The organism is Frankia sp. R43, assembly GCF_001306465.1.
GTDB classification, from domain to species: domain Bacteria; phylum Actinomycetota; class Actinomycetes; order Frankiales; family Frankiaceae; genus Parafrankia; species Parafrankia irregularis.
Window position 1 is genome coordinate 39,779 of the sequence record NZ_LFCW01000014.1, and the last position, 17,894, is coordinate 57,672.

Annotated in this window: 14 protein-coding genes and 1 pseudogene; 4 read left to right on the forward strand and 11 right to left on the reverse strand. The window is 69.5% G+C overall.

All coding sequences use genetic code 11. The features are described from left to right. Positions 1–9 precede the first annotated feature (9 nt). The 9 genes from ACG83_RS38945 to ACG83_RS38990 all read right to left on the reverse strand — a co-directional run bounded on the left by ACG83_RS38945 (position 10) and on the right by ACG83_RS38990 (position 12,283). Entirely contained in the window at positions 10–1,248 is a 1,239-nt protein-coding gene (locus tag ACG83_RS38945) for a lanthionine synthetase C family protein (RefSeq protein ID WP_054571285.1), read from the reverse strand. Next, on the reverse strand, positions 1,245–4,340 hold the full coding sequence (locus ACG83_RS38950) for a lantibiotic dehydratase (protein WP_054571286.1): 3,096 nt from the start codon (positions 4,338–4,340) through the stop codon (positions 1,245–1,247). The genes ACG83_RS38945 and ACG83_RS38950 overlap by 4 nt, the downstream gene beginning before the upstream one ends. A gap of 85 nt (positions 4,341–4,425) precedes the next feature. Then, positions 4,426–4,587: an FxLD family lanthipeptide gene (locus ACG83_RS38955; protein WP_369812952.1), complete on the reverse strand. Its 162-nt coding sequence runs from the start codon at positions 4,585–4,587 to the stop codon at positions 4,426–4,428. 104 nt (positions 4,588–4,691) lie between these two features. Further along, positions 4,692–5,918 (reverse strand): methyltransferase, FxLD system, encoded by a 1,227-nt coding sequence (fxlM, locus tag ACG83_RS38960; RefSeq protein ID WP_054571287.1) that lies wholly within the window; start codon positions 5,916–5,918, stop codon positions 4,692–4,694. Positions 5,919–6,878: 960 nt separating this feature from the next. Next, complete coding sequence (locus ACG83_RS38965) at positions 6,879–7,367, reverse strand: hypothetical protein (protein WP_152991644.1); 489 nt, start codon at positions 7,365–7,367, stop codon at positions 6,879–6,881. A 203-nt stretch (positions 7,368–7,570) separates the two neighbouring features. Further along, complete coding sequence (locus ACG83_RS38970; protein WP_054571289.1) at positions 7,571–7,927, reverse strand: hypothetical protein; 357 nt, start codon at positions 7,925–7,927, stop codon at positions 7,571–7,573. A gap of 17 nt (positions 7,928–7,944) precedes the next feature. Beyond that, positions 7,945–10,194: an ATP-binding protein gene (locus tag ACG83_RS47365; RefSeq protein WP_235498469.1), complete on the reverse strand. Its 2,250-nt coding sequence runs from the start codon at positions 10,192–10,194 to the stop codon at positions 7,945–7,947. Next, complete coding sequence (locus ACG83_RS38985; RefSeq protein ID WP_054571290.1) at positions 10,191–11,000, reverse strand: SAM-dependent methyltransferase; 810 nt, start codon at positions 10,998–11,000, stop codon at positions 10,191–10,193. The genes ACG83_RS47365 and ACG83_RS38985 overlap by 4 nt, the downstream gene beginning before the upstream one ends. A gap of 392 nt (positions 11,001–11,392) precedes the next feature. Further along, positions 11,393–12,283: a class I SAM-dependent methyltransferase gene (locus tag ACG83_RS38990; RefSeq protein ID WP_054571291.1), complete on the reverse strand. Its 891-nt coding sequence runs from the start codon at positions 12,281–12,283 to the stop codon at positions 11,393–11,395. Between the two features lie 694 nt (positions 12,284–12,977). Here ACG83_RS38990 and ACG83_RS38995 point away from each other — a divergent pair. Beyond that, positions 12,978–13,355 carry a hypothetical protein gene (locus tag ACG83_RS38995; protein ID WP_054571292.1) on the forward strand — a complete coding sequence of 126 codons (378 nt, stop codon included), beginning with the start codon at positions 12,978–12,980 and terminating at the stop codon, positions 13,353–13,355. A 202-nt stretch (positions 13,356–13,557) separates the two neighbouring features. Here ACG83_RS38995 and ACG83_RS39000 read toward each other — a convergent pair whose 3' ends face one another. Next, positions 13,558–14,016: a MarR family winged helix-turn-helix transcriptional regulator gene (locus ACG83_RS39000; protein ID WP_054571293.1), complete on the reverse strand. Its 459-nt coding sequence runs from the start codon at positions 14,014–14,016 to the stop codon at positions 13,558–13,560. Between the two features lie 97 nt (positions 14,017–14,113). Between ACG83_RS39000 and ACG83_RS39005 the strand changes: the two genes are divergently transcribed. After that, the gene (locus ACG83_RS39005; protein WP_054571294.1) at positions 14,114–14,845 is read left to right on the forward strand and encodes an SDR family oxidoreductase; all 732 of its coding nucleotides are present in this window, start codon (positions 14,114–14,116) and stop codon (positions 14,843–14,845) included. Between the two features lie 1,116 nt (positions 14,846–15,961). Here the strand turns inward: ACG83_RS39005 and ACG83_RS39010 are convergent. Further along, positions 15,962–16,378: a zinc-binding dehydrogenase gene (locus ACG83_RS39010; protein ID WP_161934847.1), complete on the reverse strand. Its 417-nt coding sequence runs from the start codon at positions 16,376–16,378 to the stop codon at positions 15,962–15,964. 207 nt (positions 16,379–16,585) lie between these two features. On the opposite strand from ACG83_RS39010, the pseudogene ACG83_RS48260 reads away from it, so the two are divergent. After that, positions 16,586–16,929: pseudogene (locus ACG83_RS48260) on the forward strand (hypothetical protein); the annotation flags it as partial. 165 nt (positions 16,930–17,094) lie between these two features. Further along, on the forward strand, positions 17,095–17,868 hold the full coding sequence (locus tag ACG83_RS39015) for an SDR family oxidoreductase (protein WP_054571295.1): 774 nt from the start codon (positions 17,095–17,097) through the stop codon (positions 17,866–17,868). The last annotated feature ends 26 nt before the right edge of the window (positions 17,869–17,894 follow it).

Sequence of the window (17,894 nt, forward strand, 5' to 3'; positions counted from 1 at the left end):
GGCTCCTGATCAGGCCAGCAGGAGGAAGGCGTCCCAGCCCGACGTCGGGGCGGCGCCGGTGCCGGCGGTGTGCAGGGCGAGGGCGGCGCCGGCGGCGCCGTCGAGAAGCTCGGGGTCGCCTGCGGTTGTGCCCATCTGCGCGATCAGCCTGGCTGACAGGCCGGGGAGTTCGGCGGTGATCTGGGGATTGTGGGAGTCGGCCGCCATGCGCCAGGCGGACTGGAGTAGACCGGCGGTGCCGTGACACAGGCCGATCTCGGTGAGCCGGTCGAGTTGCACCTGATCGCGAAGTGCCGCGAGGAGCGCGTTCTCGGCGGCTTGCTGGCGTGCGGTGTCGCGCAGGGCCATGCCGGCGAGCTGTTGGGCGCGGGCGGTGCCGCTGACGCCGTAGCACCAGGAGGGGCGGGGCCGCAGGGCCGCGGCGACCCTGCCTTCGCGGACCTGGCGGAGGGTGATGAATCCGGGCCACCAGCAGCCGGTGTCGCCGTGCTGGCACCAGCGGTCGGTCCAGGCACAGATCCGTGCGATCGCCTCGTCGGTGCCACGGACCGGCAGGCCGTGCAGGTGGGCCAGGGAGAGCAGGGCGAGGACGGCGCCGATGCCGTGCGCGAGGCCGACGTTGCCGTGTCCTTGGGGGAACTCGGGGCTGGGTTCGCCGTTGGGTGCAGAGTCCGTCCACCAGGGTGGGAGGTCGTCCCTTCCGGTCAGTGGTTCGGTCAGTCTGACCAGGTACGACAGCAGTTCGCCGGTGATCGGGTGATCGGGGTGGCGGCGCAGGTGGTAGACGCCGAGTCCGGACAGGCCCCGGATCAGGTCGAACTCCTTCATCGCGGGCCGCCGACCCTGCTCGATGCGGGTGTGGGCCGCGGCGAGTCGGGTGCGGGTCATGGCGACGACGGCCAGATCCAGGTTGGCGAGGGCACGGTGGTACCGGCCCGATGGTCCGGCTGCGGTGTGCAGGGTGAAGGCCAGGGCCGGAGCGCCCAGGTACAGGCCCGCATTGGCCGCCGCGGTCAGGTCGTCGGACGCGGCGGCGGACAACCAGGCGTGCGCGGTGCTCCAGTCGCCGTGCCCGAAGTGGGCACGTTCGATGTGGAGCAGGGCGACGCCCGCCGCGCCGCCGGCGAGCGACTGCGGCCACGCCCTTCCCCCGGCCGGTCGCTGGGCGGCCCAGGCGGTGTGCGGGTCGGCCAGTGCTTCGGCGACGGCGTCAGCGGCGGCGAGCGCGTCCGGATCGGAGCTGGTCATGATGGGTTCCTCGTGCGCGCGGTCCAGCTCAGTGCGGCGGCGCGCGCCAGGTGCAGGCAGGCGCGTTCCCCGGCCAGGCTGACTCCGGCCATACGGACATGGTGAAGATGCAGAAGATCAGGCAGTAGGGCGCTGGGAGCCTCCGCGCGGGTTTCCTGGAGGACGTGTCGGTAGGCGGCGAGTGCCTCGCGCCGGTGCGCCCAGCAGGAGAGGACGCGTTCGCCTCCGGGCTGTGCGGCCAAGGCGCGTGGGTCGGCCGGGTTCGCTAGGGCGACGGCCTGCTGGTACAGCGTGCGGGCCGGGGCGGACGACTCCGTCCGGGTGTGGCTGATCAGCCAGCGTGTCGCCTCGGCGGTGTCGCCGATCAGGCCGGTCACGATGTCGACCACGCTGGCGGCGGTCAACGCCCGACGGTCGGGCCCACTCTTCTCCCTGGAGGCGGCGAGCTGGGCGAGGGCCGCCGCCGAGTCGGCGGCGAAGTACGCCTCCGCGGCGTCCATCGCGGCGGTGCCCCCGAAGCGCGAGGTCTCGGGGAAGTAGGTGTCCCACTGCGCGCGGGAGATCAGGCCGGCGCGGCGGAGCCGCTGGGTCCAGGCGCCGATCCGGTCGGCGGTCGGCGCCACACCGTCGGCGGTGACCGCGAGCCGCAGGCGCAGATGGTCGTCGGGGTCGTGGTAACGCAGGAACCACCACCGAGCCTCGCCCGTGGCCTGCTCGTTCAGCTCGTCGACGAGGTGCGGCAGATGGCGGGTGAGGATGTCGTCCTGGCAACCGAGGCCGGCGTAGAGCTTGACCGAGAACCGTGCGTCGCAGCCCGGCAGATGCCCGTGATCACGGCCGACGACCTGCGCCCGGCTGAGCCAGCCCGGTGACGCCGCCGGCGCGGCGACCGCTGCCAGGGGTACGACGATCTCGTGGGCATGCCCGCCGACCCAGCCGGCCGCGTCGGTGCCGGGGGCGGCGCGCAGCAGCGCGGCGCCGGAGCGCTCGAGGTGGGAGCGCAGCAGTACCCGGTGGGCCGGCTCGGACAGGTCCAGTCCGATGCGCTGGTCACCGTCGCCGAGATAGACCGCCGAGGGGAGGTTGACCTGCTCCCGCCAGCTGGCCAGGGCACGATCCCACTCCGTCCAGCCGGCCGCGGAGCCGGGCAGGTCCGCGGCCCCCAGCAGCCAGCGCGCCGGCGAGAGGACCGTTCGTCCATGCCTCAGCGCCGGCAGGAACGGCAGCCGAGCCGCGACCCCCCAGTCGAAGGGGGCGCAGGGAACACTCAGCGCGGCCGGTGCCTCAGCGAGAAAACGCGCCAGCGGATGCGCGCGTCGCACCGGCTCCACCGCGTTGAGCGCCACCGGTTCCACCAGCTGGCGACGGGAGAGCGAGAGCAGATAGATCCGGTGCACATCGGCCGTCACCACGATGTCGTCCAGCGACAGCGAGCCCCCGCCCTCACTGTCGTCGTACTCACCGAGGGACAGCCGGTGCGCCATGACCTGGGGGGCGCGTCCCACCGTGTCGGTGTTCGTGTAGCGGGCGGGCGCGGAGATCTGCACGCTCAGCGCGTCGCGGCTCGCGGTGGGAAGACCCGCGTACAGCGCGCGCATCCGCGCACCGTCCTGCGCGTCAAAGAGGTCCAGGAATCGTCCGGTCGTGGTGCCGGCTCTGCGCGACACCCCGACGACCGCGAGCGTGAACGCGCCCTCGTCGAGCGAGCGGGTGCGCGCGGCGTGGACGCGCAGGGTGAGTTCCGTGGTGGGCTGAACGCGGGCGTCCTGATCGACGACCGTGAGGTCGCTGATCATCCTGTCGTCGAGGACGATCTCCCGTTCGCGGCGCAGCGCGGCGTTCTGCGCCAACGCAAACAGCTTCGCGTCCCGATCGGTGAACGTCACGCCCACGGGTGGTGCGGGACTTCCGGCATAGCCGGCGGGATAACCCAGTCCGATCTCGGGGTCGACCGCGTCGAGAACGGGAACCAGAGCGCACGGCCCGTACCGTTCGAGGAACCGGCCATGCCAGGCGTCCCAGCCGGAGCTGAGCGTCGAGCGCCGCGCCAGGCGCACCAGCACGCCCGCCGCCGCGGCGGCCTCGGCCGCGACCGAGCGGGGCACAGCAAGCGCCCAGTCCATCCGCAGATCAACCCGGAGTGCCGGCTCCGCCGAAGGGTGGACCTCAGCCATGTCCTGGCCGAGGCGCTCGCGGCTGCTGCGCGCGACGGCCCAGCTCGACGCGCTGTCATGGTTCCGCAGCCCATCGACAATCCTGTTTAGGCGTTCGGCGACCCGGGCCGCCTCGGCGGTGACCGGCGCGCCGTCCAGGGTTGCCTGGAGCACATCCACGACCTGATGGAGAGGGTCGGTCGCCGTCATCGGAGGCCGCAGGTTCGTGAGCAGGAACCGCTGCGCCACCAGATCGGCCAGAAGTCTGTCGACGACGTCGGCCGGGACCGGAGCGAACTCGGACGCGAGCCTGGCCGCGAGGTCGGAGAGCCGCACCGAGCGGCAGCTGATGCCCATTGCGGCGCGGACCGGTGCGTGCGCCCGCACCTGCACGCGCGTGGGGGCACCGTCGGTGCCTTCTCCGGCACGGTGCTCCAGCACCAGATGGCCGTCCCGCTCGAACACGAGGTTGTTCGCCACCACATCCAACCGCGCTCGGACGGCCGGATCGGCTTCCAACCGGTCGACCACCGCGCAGAGCCAGCCAGCCTCGACCCGCGCGACGGCACGGTGCGCCGCGCCTGCGCGCACGGAGGCGTGGTCAGCGACACACGCTGGCGCGACCCCTGCGAACAGGCCGAACGGCGTCGCGCGTCCCGACGCACGAAGCAGGTAGCGCATCACCGACAGCACGGCGCGCCGCACCCCGGCCTCGGGCACCTGGCGTCCGTCGCGGATCTCCCGAACGCGGCGAGCGAGAACGGGGCTGGCCTGCTCCAGCGCCGTCTCGAAGGCGCGATTCTGCATCACCTGCCGTAACCAGAGGCGCCAGGACTCTGGTAAGGCCGCCGGTCCGACCAGGTCGGGCCATCGCTCGACCGCGTCCACGGCCGGGTTCACCGCGGCACGCACCACCAGGAAGTCGAGATGCTGATACACCAGCCGCTCCGCAGTCGGGCGGCGTCCGTCCGGCCGCCGAGGCCGGCCGGACGGACGCCGCGTTCTCAGGTCGTCGGGGCGCTGGTTACGGGCAGGTGGTCGAGCAGGCCGACTGGCACGTCGTGCCGCAGCCGTCGTCGGTCATCCGGATGAGCCGGTCAGCGGCCGGTCCGGACTCGACGATCGAGACGTCCAGGTCCCATGTGGTGAAGTCCTCCTCCTGGTCCCGCCGCGCCTGCGGGGGCATGGTCAACACCGGGTCATCGAGCTGGATGGGCATGAAGACCTCCTGGGTTGTGGTGGTGGTGGTGCGATTCCGGCGCCCGGACATCCGTTCGGGAGCGCGGAAACTCAGGGCCAGCGGACAGCGACAGCGCCATGCCGTTTCGGCACCAGCCCCACGAGCGGCGCCGGCGTCCCTGCGGCCTTCGGGACGTACTGGATGCGGGCGGCACCGGAACGGCGGTGATCGCTGGCCCACCGGCGGAGCAGTTCCACGTAGTGCTCGGCAACGCGGTCAGCGTCGGGACCATGCGCGACGACGCCGCTCTCGAACCCGCCGGTCTTCTCGTTCGGGCGCTTGGTGCGGTAAGCGAAACTGCCACCGTTGACCAGCGTGGGAACACCTCTGGCGGCCGAGGGCGCGAATCGGCCGTTCTGGACCTGTGTCTCGTCTACATGCAGCTGTGCGACCTGAGGGAAATTCGTCACGAGGAAGAGTTCCAACTCGTCAGGGAGATCGAAGGCCGCTCCGGACCAGCGTTCCAGTTTCGGCGTGTCCAGCGCGTCGCGCAGCCCCTCGACGTCGAACTCCTGGGACGGGTCGTCGACCTGAAGCACGACCTCGTCGGTAATAGGCACGAGCCTTTCGCGAAACGTCCCGAGCCCCTGCATCGGGACGAATCCGCACAGGCGATAGCTGCGACTGACCAGACCGACGTCACCGTATTCGTCGACCCAGTCGAACGCGATCGACCGGGTCAGCCCCCGCAGGCGGAGCGGCACGACGAGCCTGCCGTCGTTCGTGAGCTGCTCCTGCCAGGCTGGTGGGATGTCCCAGGCCCCGGCGGTCACGATGATCCGGTCATAGGGTGCTCTTTCGGGTACGCCGGCCTCGGCGTCGGCCGCCACGACTTCAACATTTCGATAGCCGGCCGCGCCCAGACAGGCGCGGGCCCGGCTCACGATCTCCTGGTCGATGTCGACGGACGTCACCGAGCCGCCGTTACCGACCATCTCCTGGATGAGGGCGGCGTTGTAGCCGCCCGAGCCAACCTCCAGGACACGCATTCCCGGTTCAAGTTCGGCCTGCTCCAACATGACCGCCTGAATGTGCGCGGCGGACAGCGAGCTGAGCGCCGCACCGTTCCCATCACGTTTGATCACAAGTGCTTTGTTCGCGGCGTAGACCGCCTCCAGCGGTTCGTCGGGTGCGAAAAGGTGCCGAGGCACCCTGCCCACAGCTGCGGCCACCTGCCCAGTCTTGATCGCGTCCCCCGTGGTGCGAAGCTGGTCCACCATCGCGGCACGCAACGTGGCCGCACTGTCGGTGGCGCTCGAATCTTGGACTGAAGTCATTTTTCGACACCTTAATGAGACGGGAAATGGCAGTCTAGGTCGCTCCTCTGACCCAGAATATGGAAGTAGCGATGAGCTAGGTGAAGGGAATGCTCTGATGATGTGTCGGCGGCAATGTCGAGTACGGCCGGGTGAGAACGACGCGACTGGGTCCCTGTCTGTCCAGCGCCAGCCCTTCCGGACGCCGACTCTCGCGAATGGTTCGATTGGGAAGACGTACCGCACCGGTGGATCGGGTCGGCCATCCGCTTCGCGGCTACGGCCACGCCGGGTGCGTAGGTAGTACAGGTGATGTGCTCGAAGCCGGTACCGGCCCCATTGACCCGACGCAGCTTCCCCGGTCGGCCAGGGCAGACCGTCGGCGAACGCCGATCGTCCCAGGGCTGCGGGGGGACGGCGAGACGCGCGCCCGCGGATTGGGCGCGAACGCGACACAAGGACATGATCATCTCGCTTCCCCTCGGGTGGTACGGCCCGCGCACCGATCAAGATCGGTGGATGCTGCGTATGGCGCCACGCCACGATGGCTGGAGCCCGGGGGGCAAGTCATTCCCACCACGACGAAGCTTCTCTTCGGCTCCCGAGAGACACCTGACCTGCGCAGACAGTGGTGTTAGGATGCATCTATCCGGCGTGATCATGCCGATTCGTTCGGCAGGCCCGCCGGCCTCGACCTCGATCACCTGTCTGGGACCACGGCGACCTGAACCTGTTCCCGCGTTCCGACGGCGTCTGGTCCGGCTCCACCGAGGATGCGGCTCCTTCGCTCGACCCGCACCCTCTCCCTGCTGAGCCTGAGCGGACGGCTACGGGCTCGGCCGGCAGCAGCAGGAGGCGGCCCCCGGCCTCAAAGCTGATCGACTGCCGGTGCCGGCCGCGTCAGGGCAGGCGTACCGCTGTCCTCGGCTGCGGCGGCTAGGTGTGCGCTTCGGCCTTGGTCTGGCGACATGTGCCGGGCGGCTACGGCGTTGGCCAGGGGCTCCGCCGACCCGCGTCCGGACTGGCGGCAGGTCGCCTCTCCTTCGAGGTGCCCGCGACATCGGCCGATACGGACACGCACGAGCTCGCCATCGCTGCCGCCAGGTCACGGGGTGCGGTTCGCGGTGATGTCGCGGTGTGCGGGGCGTTTATCGGGCGGGGGACGGCTCGACGCTCGTGGACGCCACTGCTCGGTTGGTGCTCAGCGCCGCCGTAGCGCAAGTGGAAGATCATGGCGGCGATGTCGACCTGGTTCCGGGCCTCCTCGGTGCTCAGGCCGAACTGTGCCGCCTGGTCGTAGGCGTCCAGCGCCGAGCACAGGCCGGTCCATTCTGGTGCCGTCGGGGCGACAGGCGGGTCGAAGGCGGCGAGCAGGTCCGCCAGCCGCGCTGGCGGGAGTATCTCGCGCATCCTGGCGAGCAGCACGATCGGGCGGAGTGCGGGTGGGACAGTGCGGGGGTGAGGTGACATGCGGGCCGTTTCGCCGTCGCGGGTCTGCGGTCGCGCGGACGCCTCGCCGGAAGAGGCCGGCGGGCTGATCGCAAGGCGCAGTCCACTGAGATCGGATTCCTGTCGAGTGCAGTGGGTTGAGTGGCGGCGTGCCGCTCTACTGGCTGGCTATCGTCTGTCCGGCTGGAAGTGCCCGCGGACCTTCAGGCGCGCGACGGGGGGTGTCACGCGCGGTCATCCGGCTCTGGAGAGGGCTGTGTCTGGGCGTTGCGGGCGGCGGCGACCGCGCGGGTGAGGGTCGCGGCGAGGAGGGCGGCTTCGTCGAGGGTGAAGGCTTCGCTGTCGGGGTCCTCTTCTCCGGCGCCGAGGGAGATCATCGGCTGGTAGGTGGTCGTCGCGGTGACGTACTGCTCGATCGCGACCTGGATCGCTGTCTGGTCACGGACCCCGGGGATGGGTGGCAGGTCGATCACGGTGAACTCGGAGGCGTGGTAGTCGCCGGGGCCGGCGGGCACGACGTCGAGGTGGCCGGCGGGCTGCTCGCACCACGACGGGCAAGAGCTGGTAGCAGGGTCAGGCATGGCGTTCGCCTCTCGGGTCAGGTGGCTGGGTCGTGATGGCCGGAGCCCGTGGGTGTGGGGCGTGCCGGGTGGATGTCGAGGGTGCGCAGCCGGTCGCGGACCCGGTGCAGCAGGTCGAGGTCGAAGACGTCCGGGGTGGGCGGGGTCGCGGCGTGGGCGGCGAAGCGTTCTCGTCGTGGCAGGCCGTCGGTCGGGGCGGTCGGAATGCGGTGAGGGCGAGGGGTGTGGTGGGGTAGGGCGGCCCAGACGACCTTGCCTCGCTTCTGGTGGCTGCCGTCGGGGGTGTGGTAGCCGGTACGCGGGGCCAGCGCGGTGACCAGGTGCAGGCCGCGGCCGTCCTCGGCGTCGAGGCCGGCGGCCCTGCGGGTCGGGTGGCCTGGTCCTCCGTCCCAGACTTCGACGATCACATGGTGGTCGCTGTAGGTCAGGCGCATCGCGATCTGGGACGTCAGGTCGTCGTCGCCGCGCAGGCTGGAGGCGAGCGCGTTCGTGACCAGTTCCGAGGTCAGCAGGGTGATCGTGTCGATCACGTGGTCGAGGTTCCGCTGGTGGAGTTGCCCGGTGACGTCGCGGCGGGCGGCGCTGGCGGACTGGGGTCTGGTCGGGTAGTGCCAGACGCGGTGCGGGAGCAGGTGAACGGCAGGTTCGGGTGCGCTGGCGGTGGTGGTGACCACGGCGGTGGTCATGTGGCTCTCCTGGCTGTTCTCGCCGTCGCGTCGAGGGGGCGTGGGCGGGTGGGAGGAGATGCGGCTGGCCGCCGCCCGTGGTGTGACGGCCGCGCGGCCGGGGCTGGCGGAGGCGGGTGGGGCGTCGTGGACGAGCATGAGGTTGTTCTCGGCGAGCACCACCACGCGGCACGGCCAGGCGCATCCACACTTCTCGCACGCACCGTTGCGTTGGACGTGCCGGTCCAGGAGGCGCACCGCGCTGCCGCGCAGCAGCTCGAACGCACGCTCGGGCGGCTGGGCGGTCGTCTTTGGACCGAGAGCGATCAACGGGTCGGTGGATCGGCCGCGAACGGCGACGCCCTGACCGGGCGGAGAAGCGGGGGCGGAAACAGGCGGCGCGGGAGGGGCGGGGTGTGGTCGGCTGCCCGGTGGCCGGCTCAGGCTGATAGCCATGGACGTGCACCTTCGGTCTGCGAACGGGTAAAGGTCAGTGGTCAGCGGAGTCGAGCTGCCGTGCCGGCTGGTCGGCCGGGCTGTCGGCGAGGGCTGCGAGGGCGCGTTCAGCGCCGCGTCGGCGCAACTCCCGGGTGAGCACGTGATCGCCTGGTCGTAGACGGTGGCCGCCCAGATGGTCAGGACGGCGTGCAGCCAGTCCCGCCACTGGTCCCGGCTGGCGGCCAGCCGGCCGGACAGCCACGCCTTGACACCGTCGACGAGTTCCGTCCGGACCGGTGGCGAGCAGCCGAGGATCAGCGGGTGCAGATGGCCGAGCAGTGTTCCGGTGTCCACGAGGTCCCCGCCGGGTTCGAGCACGGGGGACACCAGGACCGCCCGTGACGATCCGTCGGGATACAGCACGCCGCGTGGGCTGAGGTTCCCGAACGCGACGCCGCCGCGGCAGAGCAGCATCGGGTCCAGCTGGGCGGCCAGCCGGCCGAGCCGCGCCGACAGGCTGCCGGCGAGCGCCCGAAGCTCCCCGATCTCTCCTGCCGTCGTGTCGCCGACGTGGAGGTGGTCCACCGGATGGCTCAACGCTTCGGCGACGACCCGGGGCAGCGCGCGGGTCGTCGCCGCGGCCTCGGACAGGTGCGCGGGTGGATTCCGGTGCAGGTCGCTCAGGTCGTCCATCAGCGCCGTCACCACCCCGGTGAGTCCCGTCGGCCGGGCCCGGAGCAGGGCGGCCAGCGTGGCGCCGTCCTCCCAGGGGGTGAACATCACCCCCTCCGTGGAGGCGATCGGGGGAGCCACCCACAGGCGGGTGTAGGCCGCCAGCGCCGTGAGCTGCTCGGCCTGGCCGGCGATCGCGGTCGCCGCGTCGCCGTCGCCGTCGGCGAGCACGGTGGCGAGATCACCAGGGTCGCCGCGGACGAGGCGTGACAGCGCCCGGCCTGCCGGGAGAACCGTCGCGCACAGCGCCACCCCGCCGACACGGACCTGGCGATACACCGCCCCGCCCGCCGTGGCGATCGGCCCGAACGTCGCCTCGCTGTGGGGCCATCGCTGGGCGGTCGCGGTGGCGATCCACCCGTCGGCGTGGGACAGCAGATCGCGGACGTCGCCGTCGCCCCAGCAGGTCGAGCAACCCGAACGTGGGCTCACCGGACGCGGCCGACACCGGCGTAGACCGGCAGCCGACCCTCCGCCAGGTGTGACCGGCCTCGCTGCCGGTCGCGCTCCCAGCCCGGGAGCAGGACCACGCCGGGGTCGACCAGATCGCAGTCGTCGAAGAACGACAGCACCTCGGAGCGGTCGCGCAGCTGGAACGGCGCGGTCGTGCGCCGATACACCTCCGCCGCCTCCGCGACCTGCCGGGACTGTCCGTCGCCGGTGGCGTGGGTCACGACCAGATGACTGCCCGCGGGCAGGACGTCGCGCAGCTCGGCGACCAGGTGCCGGGGGCCGGTGTCGTCGGGGAAGAAGTGCAGGACCGCGACCAGGAGCAGCGCGACCGGCTGCCCCCGCTCCAGCAGCCGGGACACCTGCGGATGGTCCAGGATCTGATCGGGCCGGAGCAGATCCGCCTCCACGGCCACGGCCTGCGGGTTGGGCGCGAGCAGGATCTGGCTGTGCGCGACCGCGACCGGGTCGCTATCCACATAGACGACTTGGGCCTCCGGGGCCAGCTGCTGGGCGACCTCGTGGACGTTCCCCATCGTCGGCATACCCGACCCGATGTCGAGGAACTGGCGAATACCGACCTCGCCGGCGAGGTAGCGGACCGCCTCACCCAGGAACAGCCGGTTGACCCGGGCGGCGTCGCGGATCTGCGGCCACGCCCGCTCGACCTGCGCCGCCGCTTCCCGGTCGGCCGGGAAGTTGTGCGCGCCACCGAGAAAGTAGTCGTAGACCCGTGCCACGTTCGGCCCCTCGGCCCCCACAGCGGCGACGCCGTCCGTCCCCCTCACGGCCGCCCTCGTGACCAGCGCGCCGTGGTGGCGACACCGCTTCGCGGCGGACGCGGCCGGTCCGACCGTGTGACCGGGCCGGTTCTCGTCCCTGTGGGGTGGTCACGATGCGTAGACCAGGCGATCCTCATCATGGGAACGGTCCTCGCTGACGGTAGGCAAAACGGAACCGTTACACCATCGTCCTAACGGCGTCGGGTGGTCATCCCCCTCACCGCGAAGAAGCCGTTCACCCGTCCCGACCCCACCTGAGCTGGGAAAACACCGAGGGGAACGGCCGTCTCTTCGCTCGTTGCCAGCCCCTATCTCCCCGGAGTGTGATCGTTTTCCTACGGTGGGCGTGAGGTGTGAGGTCTCGGGAAGCGGTGGCGGCGACCGCGCGGCCGGAGGGGTCAGGGGGAGACGTCCGGCTTGATCGCGGTGATGTAGGTGAGGGAGGTGTGCAGGAGGATGGGGCGTCGGCGGGCGGTCGAGCGCCACGCTTCCGAGTAGCGACGGGCGAACGCGGCGCCCAGGGTCCGGCCGATCACCTGATAGGTCGACTCACCAGCCGGCCCCGGGGCGTGCAGCGCGGCTTCGGCGTCGCTCACGTTCTCCAAAGGGGCGGTGACCGTGTCCTCGGTGTACTCGACCTCGGTGAGCCCCGCGAGACGCGCGTTGCCGACCGCATGGGCCGGTGTGAACGCGTACGCGGCCGGCCGAACGGCGGCCATCGCCTTCTCCACACGGCTGACGTCGTGGGTGCTGAGCCCGTCCAGCTCGATGGGCTGACGTCGGGCGAGCACGAGCTCGCAGACCGACAGACGTCCCCCTGGTCTGAGGACCCGTGTGATGTCGATCAGCATGCGGCGGGGATGACCCAGCGGTGCCAGGACACTGAAGCCGATGACCGCGTCGAAGCTGGCATCGGGCAGCGGCAGGGGCCGCTCCGTGAGATCCCATACCGATCCCCACGTCTGGCCGTTCTCCGGGGTCGGCCGGATCTGGCTCAGTGCCGTCCCGGTCGGGGCCAAGGTCGTGACGCTGCCGCCGGGCACGACGGCCGCGAGCGCCGCGGGCGTCAATCTGGCGCCCAGGCTCAGGTCCAGCAGGTCCTGTCCGGTACGCGCGGCGGCGCCGTCCAACACGACGGCCGCCAGCGCGGAGGGCCGCTGACGGGGATCGCGCCGGTCGGCGCGGTGCACGGTCAGCAGATCGGAATCGACGTGTTCGCCGGCGGGACGGCCGGACCGGCTCTGGGTCCGGCCGGCGCGTGCGGTCTTGGTCGGATGCTGGGACGTCACGAATCACTCTTCTGGTCGGTGGTGCTACCCACTCGGGCGACGGCGGGCAGCGGTCACAGCGAGCATCACGGTCATCGATCGGGCCGTCATTCCCACAAGCGGGAACGATTCGTTCACCCCGCCGCGACCGCCGTGACCTGCGAAGACCATGGATGCCGTCCTGGTTTGTTCGCCATGGGGTCTGCCGGACGCCCACAGCCGCCCTGCAACGGGGCGGACCGCGATGGATCAATCGGCAATCGACCTTCCACAGGCTGTGGTGACACGCCGACGACTGGCGGTGTTCGCCGCCGACGAGCGGAGCAGGCGACGGTGACGATCAGGGGCGGCAGGCGCCATGTCGCACCCCGGGAATGGGGGGTCATCGCCGAAGCAAGAGCCCACCGCCGGCATATCCGCGCAGGTCGGAAGGGCAGCACGTCCCGAACAGATTGTTCGTCAGCGAGGGAATGACGCCCGACCTCCGTCCAGGCGATGGTGTGACCGTTCCACCTCTCCCGCCAGAAAGGACCACCGATGCCCGCGGACGGGGACCGCGCCCCTGCCACGCCGGTGTTCCACTGCTCTCCCGCGGACCCGGCGGAACTCCGACCGGCCCCGGTTCCGGCCCGCGTGGAAACCGGTACCGAAGGGCGATGCGCGGTCGCGCGAGCGCACCGCCTGCCCAGTGCTATCCGGAAAGGACACAGACCACATGACCGTTGAACCCCGCATCCAGCCCGACGATCGTCTCCGGGCTGATCTGGCCTGGCTGGGCGCCATCCAGGACACCCCCGGCATGCTGGAGACCTTCGTCGCCGGACACGCGCCTCGCATGTTCGCGCTCGTCGAACAGGACATCGGCATGTTGGAGGACACCGTGTTCGGCTGGGGACTCCAGTTCAGCGACCACGCCGCCGTCGTCGCGTGCGGCGGGACGTTCTCCACGGTCTGCTCCCACGCGGACGACGCTGTGAAGATCTTCGCGGTGACCGGACGGAGCCTCCGCCTCGTCTGGCACAGCCCTCCCGCCCCGACGACGTCCTCCGCCGGTGGCCGCGATCTCCTGAAGCGTCGGCGGGTCATCCGATGACCGTCAGCGGCTCCTGCCCCGCGTGGTGCCAGCCGCATTGATCTTGATGGTTTTTGATCTCAAGTCGAGAGCTTGCGCCTTTCCTGTGATAACCGGCGCGGTCTCGGTCGTTGCGAGCCGGATGTCGACACGAACGGGAAGCCCGGAGCGAGTAGGTCGGCGGTGGCTTCGAGCGCCGGCCACCAGAGGTACAGGCTGAAGATCAGGATCGGTCGTTGGTGTCGCCGCTCGGGCGTCGCGCGGCCAAGGCGTTCTCGATTCGCCGCAGGGTCGTGTTGACAAGATCGATTGTTTCGGGTTCGTCCACTATCCCCGCGAGCGTCTGACTCCATGCCTGGCGCAGCCGCTGGAGGTTCTCGTGTGCCTGCGCCGTGGGGTAGAGGCGTACGCATCGGGCGTCCAGGGGATCAAGGTCGCGGCGTACGAGCCCCTTGTCCTCGAGGCCGCGTAGGACTCTGCTGAAGTTGCTGGAGCGAAGCAGCGTCGCCTGGGCTGCCGCTCGGGCGGAGGTGCCCGGGTGGCGATCGATGAAGCGCATGACGGCGCTTTCGACCGGCGTGCACATCTCAGCCGCATGGTCCTGCGGGGGGCGGATCTGCCGGCCGACCGCGAAGATCAGGTCCGCGAGCTCGAAGAGCCGGGAGATCTCGTTGTCATCCACAGCCTGACAATATAGCTTCCGTACGATAGCTATCTTCTGATAGCTTTGGTGACGCGATTCGATCAACTCGACTCGCGTAAGCGAGAGGTGACGTTCAGTGAATATTGGCGAGGCTGTTGTCTTCGTGACGGGGGCATCATCAGGCATCGGCGCGGCCACGGCACGGGCCGCATCGCAGGCCGGGGCGCGTGTGGTGCTGGCAGCGCGTCGAGAGGATCGCATCCGGCAGATCGCCGACGAACTCGGCGACGCGGTGGCTGTTCGATGTGACGTCACCGACGCCGGCCAGGTCGAGGTGGCGGTACGTACTGCCATGGACACCTTCGGAAGGATTGACGTGCTGTGCAACATCGCCGGTCAAGGGCTGCACGTACCTCTGGAGAAGATCGATCCCGACGACTTCCGTGCCGTCCTCGAACTCAACCTCGTCGCACCCCTGGTCACCATGCAGGCGGTGGTCCCAGTCATGCGCAGGCAGGGCGCAGGAAGCATCGTGAACGTGAGCTCCGGAATCACCTTCTCGGCGCTCCCCGGCTCGGCTGGATATGCCGCGTCCAAGGCGGGCCTGTCAAAACTCTCCGCCGTGGCACGAGCCGAACTTGCCAACGCCGGCATCGTGGTATCCACGATGTTTCCGTTCATCACGGGCACCGAGTTCACCCGATCACTGCGGGGCGACACCGAGTCCGCGTCGCAACTGGAATCAAGCCACGCGCCTAAGCCGCAATCACCCCGACAGGTCGCCGACGCAATACTCGACCTCATCAGAACGGGCGCCGAGCAAGCCGACCTCGTTCCCGAACAGTTCGGCGGCAGCTACAAGTCCTGAGGCTCCGCCCCCGGGCATCACGGAGGTCGCTGTCCCTGAGGTTCCCGGATTGCGATCCGCGGTCAGCGGCTCGCGTGTGGATCGAGCAGGTCGTCACGGCGTCCACCGCGAACCCGGAGGTCATCGGCGCTGACTTCGTTGACCGCACCCTCACCCGTGATGTCTTCGAGTACCTCTCCTTGTAGGAAGCGCAGGCTCTCGCCTGAAAATTGATCCGCACCGCAAGCAGCATCGACGCCAGAGCCTGGCTTCGGCGCACGGACCGGCAGACGGGAGGTGACATAGCGGGTAGGCGGGTCTGACAGCAGTGGCTCGATGAAGAACCGTGCCGACGGGCGGGAAGCCATCGGATACGGCTGACCGTCTCCAGCGGAGGACCGTTCGGAGATCGTAGAGAAAACGCCTGGTGAAAAAGAGCCGTGAGTGCTGTGACCTGTCGATTCCGTAAGTCGGGATCGACCCGTGGAAGGTCGATGGGAAGATGATCGGGCCCGGACGCTGTACGGACGCCGGTCCAAGGCTAGGTGTGATGAGAACCATCGTCCCTGCGACCCATGCCGGCGGAGCAGGTACGTCGACGCCGATGGTGGGCTGCGGCACGGCGTCGCTGCCCAGCCACCCGACTGCCGTAGGCGGCCGGGATCACCGAGCTTAGGTCGGGTCGGTATTGGATACGTTTGAGTATGGTTGTTACCGCAGCGGTGAGCAGGCCGATGCGTCCAAGCGGTGTGGTTGGCGAGCTGGCGTTTGACGTGCACGCAGACACCTTCGGTCGGGTGGAGATCGGGGGCGCAGGCGGGCGCGTCACGACAGGCGCCCAGTCGGCGTGGGCGGTGCAGAACCGCTGCATGGCCTGACTGCGGTAGGTGTTGAGGTTGTCCCAGCACAGGATGATCGGGGCGTGGAGCTGGTGGTGAGAGGCTGCGATCAGTGTGGCGTAGTCGTTCTCGGCGAAGCTGCGGCGCTCCTCGACCCGTCCGCAGCGGGTGGCCAGCCTGTAGAACAGCCGGGCCGCCGGCGAGGGCGGTAGCAGCCCGCAACGGAACCCGGCCCGAAACCTTGCCGCAGTTCCTGCCGATCAGTGGGGAGTGGGACAGTCCTACGGGCGCGGCGGCATCAGGCCTTCGCTTCTCGCGCCTGCTCGTGCGGAGTTGGCGGGTGAACGACGATCTTTCCGGTGTGCTGGCCGTCCAGCATGAGCTGGAGACCCTTGTCGATCTCCCGGAGGGGTCGCGCCCGGTCGATGACTGGACGCACGCCGGTCGCGTCCATCGTCCGCAGCATGGCGACGAGTTCGGGACGGGTGCAGCCGGTGGAGCCGAGGATGCGCTGCTGCAGGTAGAAGACCCGGGCCAGGTCCGCTCGCGGGTTGGTGCCGGCGGTCGCGCTGGTGACCGACGATGGTTCTGCCGGGCCGCAGTGACCGGAGCGAGTACGACCAGGTCGCCTTCCGACCGTCTCGATGGCGACGTCGGCCTTCCCCGGCAGCCTGGCACGAGGGTGGATGCCCCGCAACGTCCTCAGATGGCTCACCCTGTCAATCGGCGAAGGCAGCGCCACTGGGGCGGCAGGTCGAGGCTGTGGTCGCCTGAGTTGGCCCATGAGCACACATCCTTGACGTCGAATAAAGAAGTGACTATCTTTACTTGGAGTAAACATATCTCGTCGTGGCACCGTGAGGTCGGATACCTCCGATCGGCCGCGACCACTCTGGAGATGCCATGAAGCGACGTCGTTCGCGTCGAAGCCTCGAAGCGGGTGCTCGCCCGGTCCGGCCTCGCTATCCGCGGCATCTACCTTGTGGAGCTCAACGAGCCCGTTGCGCTCAGGTGATTGCGTGAGCCTGTGAGCTTGGCATGGAGGGGGAGGGGCTGAACGTGAACGGCGGCGCGATCGCGGTCGGCCACCCGTTCGGCATGACTTAAGCTCCGATCACCAGCACGCTGATCAATTCTCTGCAATACCACGACTAGCAGTTCGGCCCGGAGACCATGTGTGTCGGCTGGGGCCAGGGGATCGCGATGGTTCTCGAACGGCTGAGCTGGGGGGCGGTAGGACCTCGGGGTGAGCATGAGTGTCCTTGACGCCGAGCCCGGCAGGTCGTCGTTGACGAGAGCGGGCCCGACGTGCCTGGTGCCCGTCCGATCGGCATGCCCGCGTTTCTGAGCCCGATGCAATGACTCCATGCCCTGGTCGCACCCGTGCTCGCTGATCCCAGAGTCGACCTTCGCACTGACAGGAGTGACTTCATGACTAGCATCGCCTCCAGCTCCGCTCTTCGAACCGCGGTAGTGACCGGCGCGGCGCGTGGTATTGGCGCCGGCGTCGCGAAACGCCTCGCTGCCGATGGCCTCGCGATCGTGGTCGTCGACCTGGATGAGGCGGCCTGCAAGCCGGTCGTCGAGGCGATCGAAGCCGCCGGCGGCCGGGCACTCGCGGTTGGACTCGACGTCACCGATGAGCAGGCTGTCCAGGCTGGTGTGGAGCGGATCGCGGTGGAGTTCGGCGAGCCCACCGTGCTGGTCAACAATGCCGGAATCATTCGCGACAACCTGCTGTTCAAAATGACCGTGAGCGACTGGGAAGCGGTCATGAACGTACACCTGCGCGGCTCCTTTCTTATGGCTCGTGCGGTCCAAGGTTACATGACCAGGGGCTGCTGGGGTCGCATTGTCAACCTGTCCAGCACCTCGGCTCTGGGTAACCGTGGTCAGGCCAACTACTCTGCGGCGAAGGCGGGGCTGCAGGGCTTCACCAAGACATTGGCGGTGGAGCTCGGAAAGTTCGGTGTTACCGTGAACGCGGTCGCCCCTGGTTTCATTGAGACCGAGATGACCGTCGCCACCGCCGCGTCGATCGGTATTCCCTACGAGCAGTTCAAGAAAGCTGTAGCCGCGCAGACCCCGGTTGCCCGCACGGGAACCCCCGATGACATTGCGCACACTGTCTCTTTCTTCGTGAGTGAAGGCGCCGGCTTCGTCTCCGGTCAGGTTTTGTACGTCGCTGGCGGGCCGAAATCCTGACCCAGACGGTCGATTTCATGAGGAGT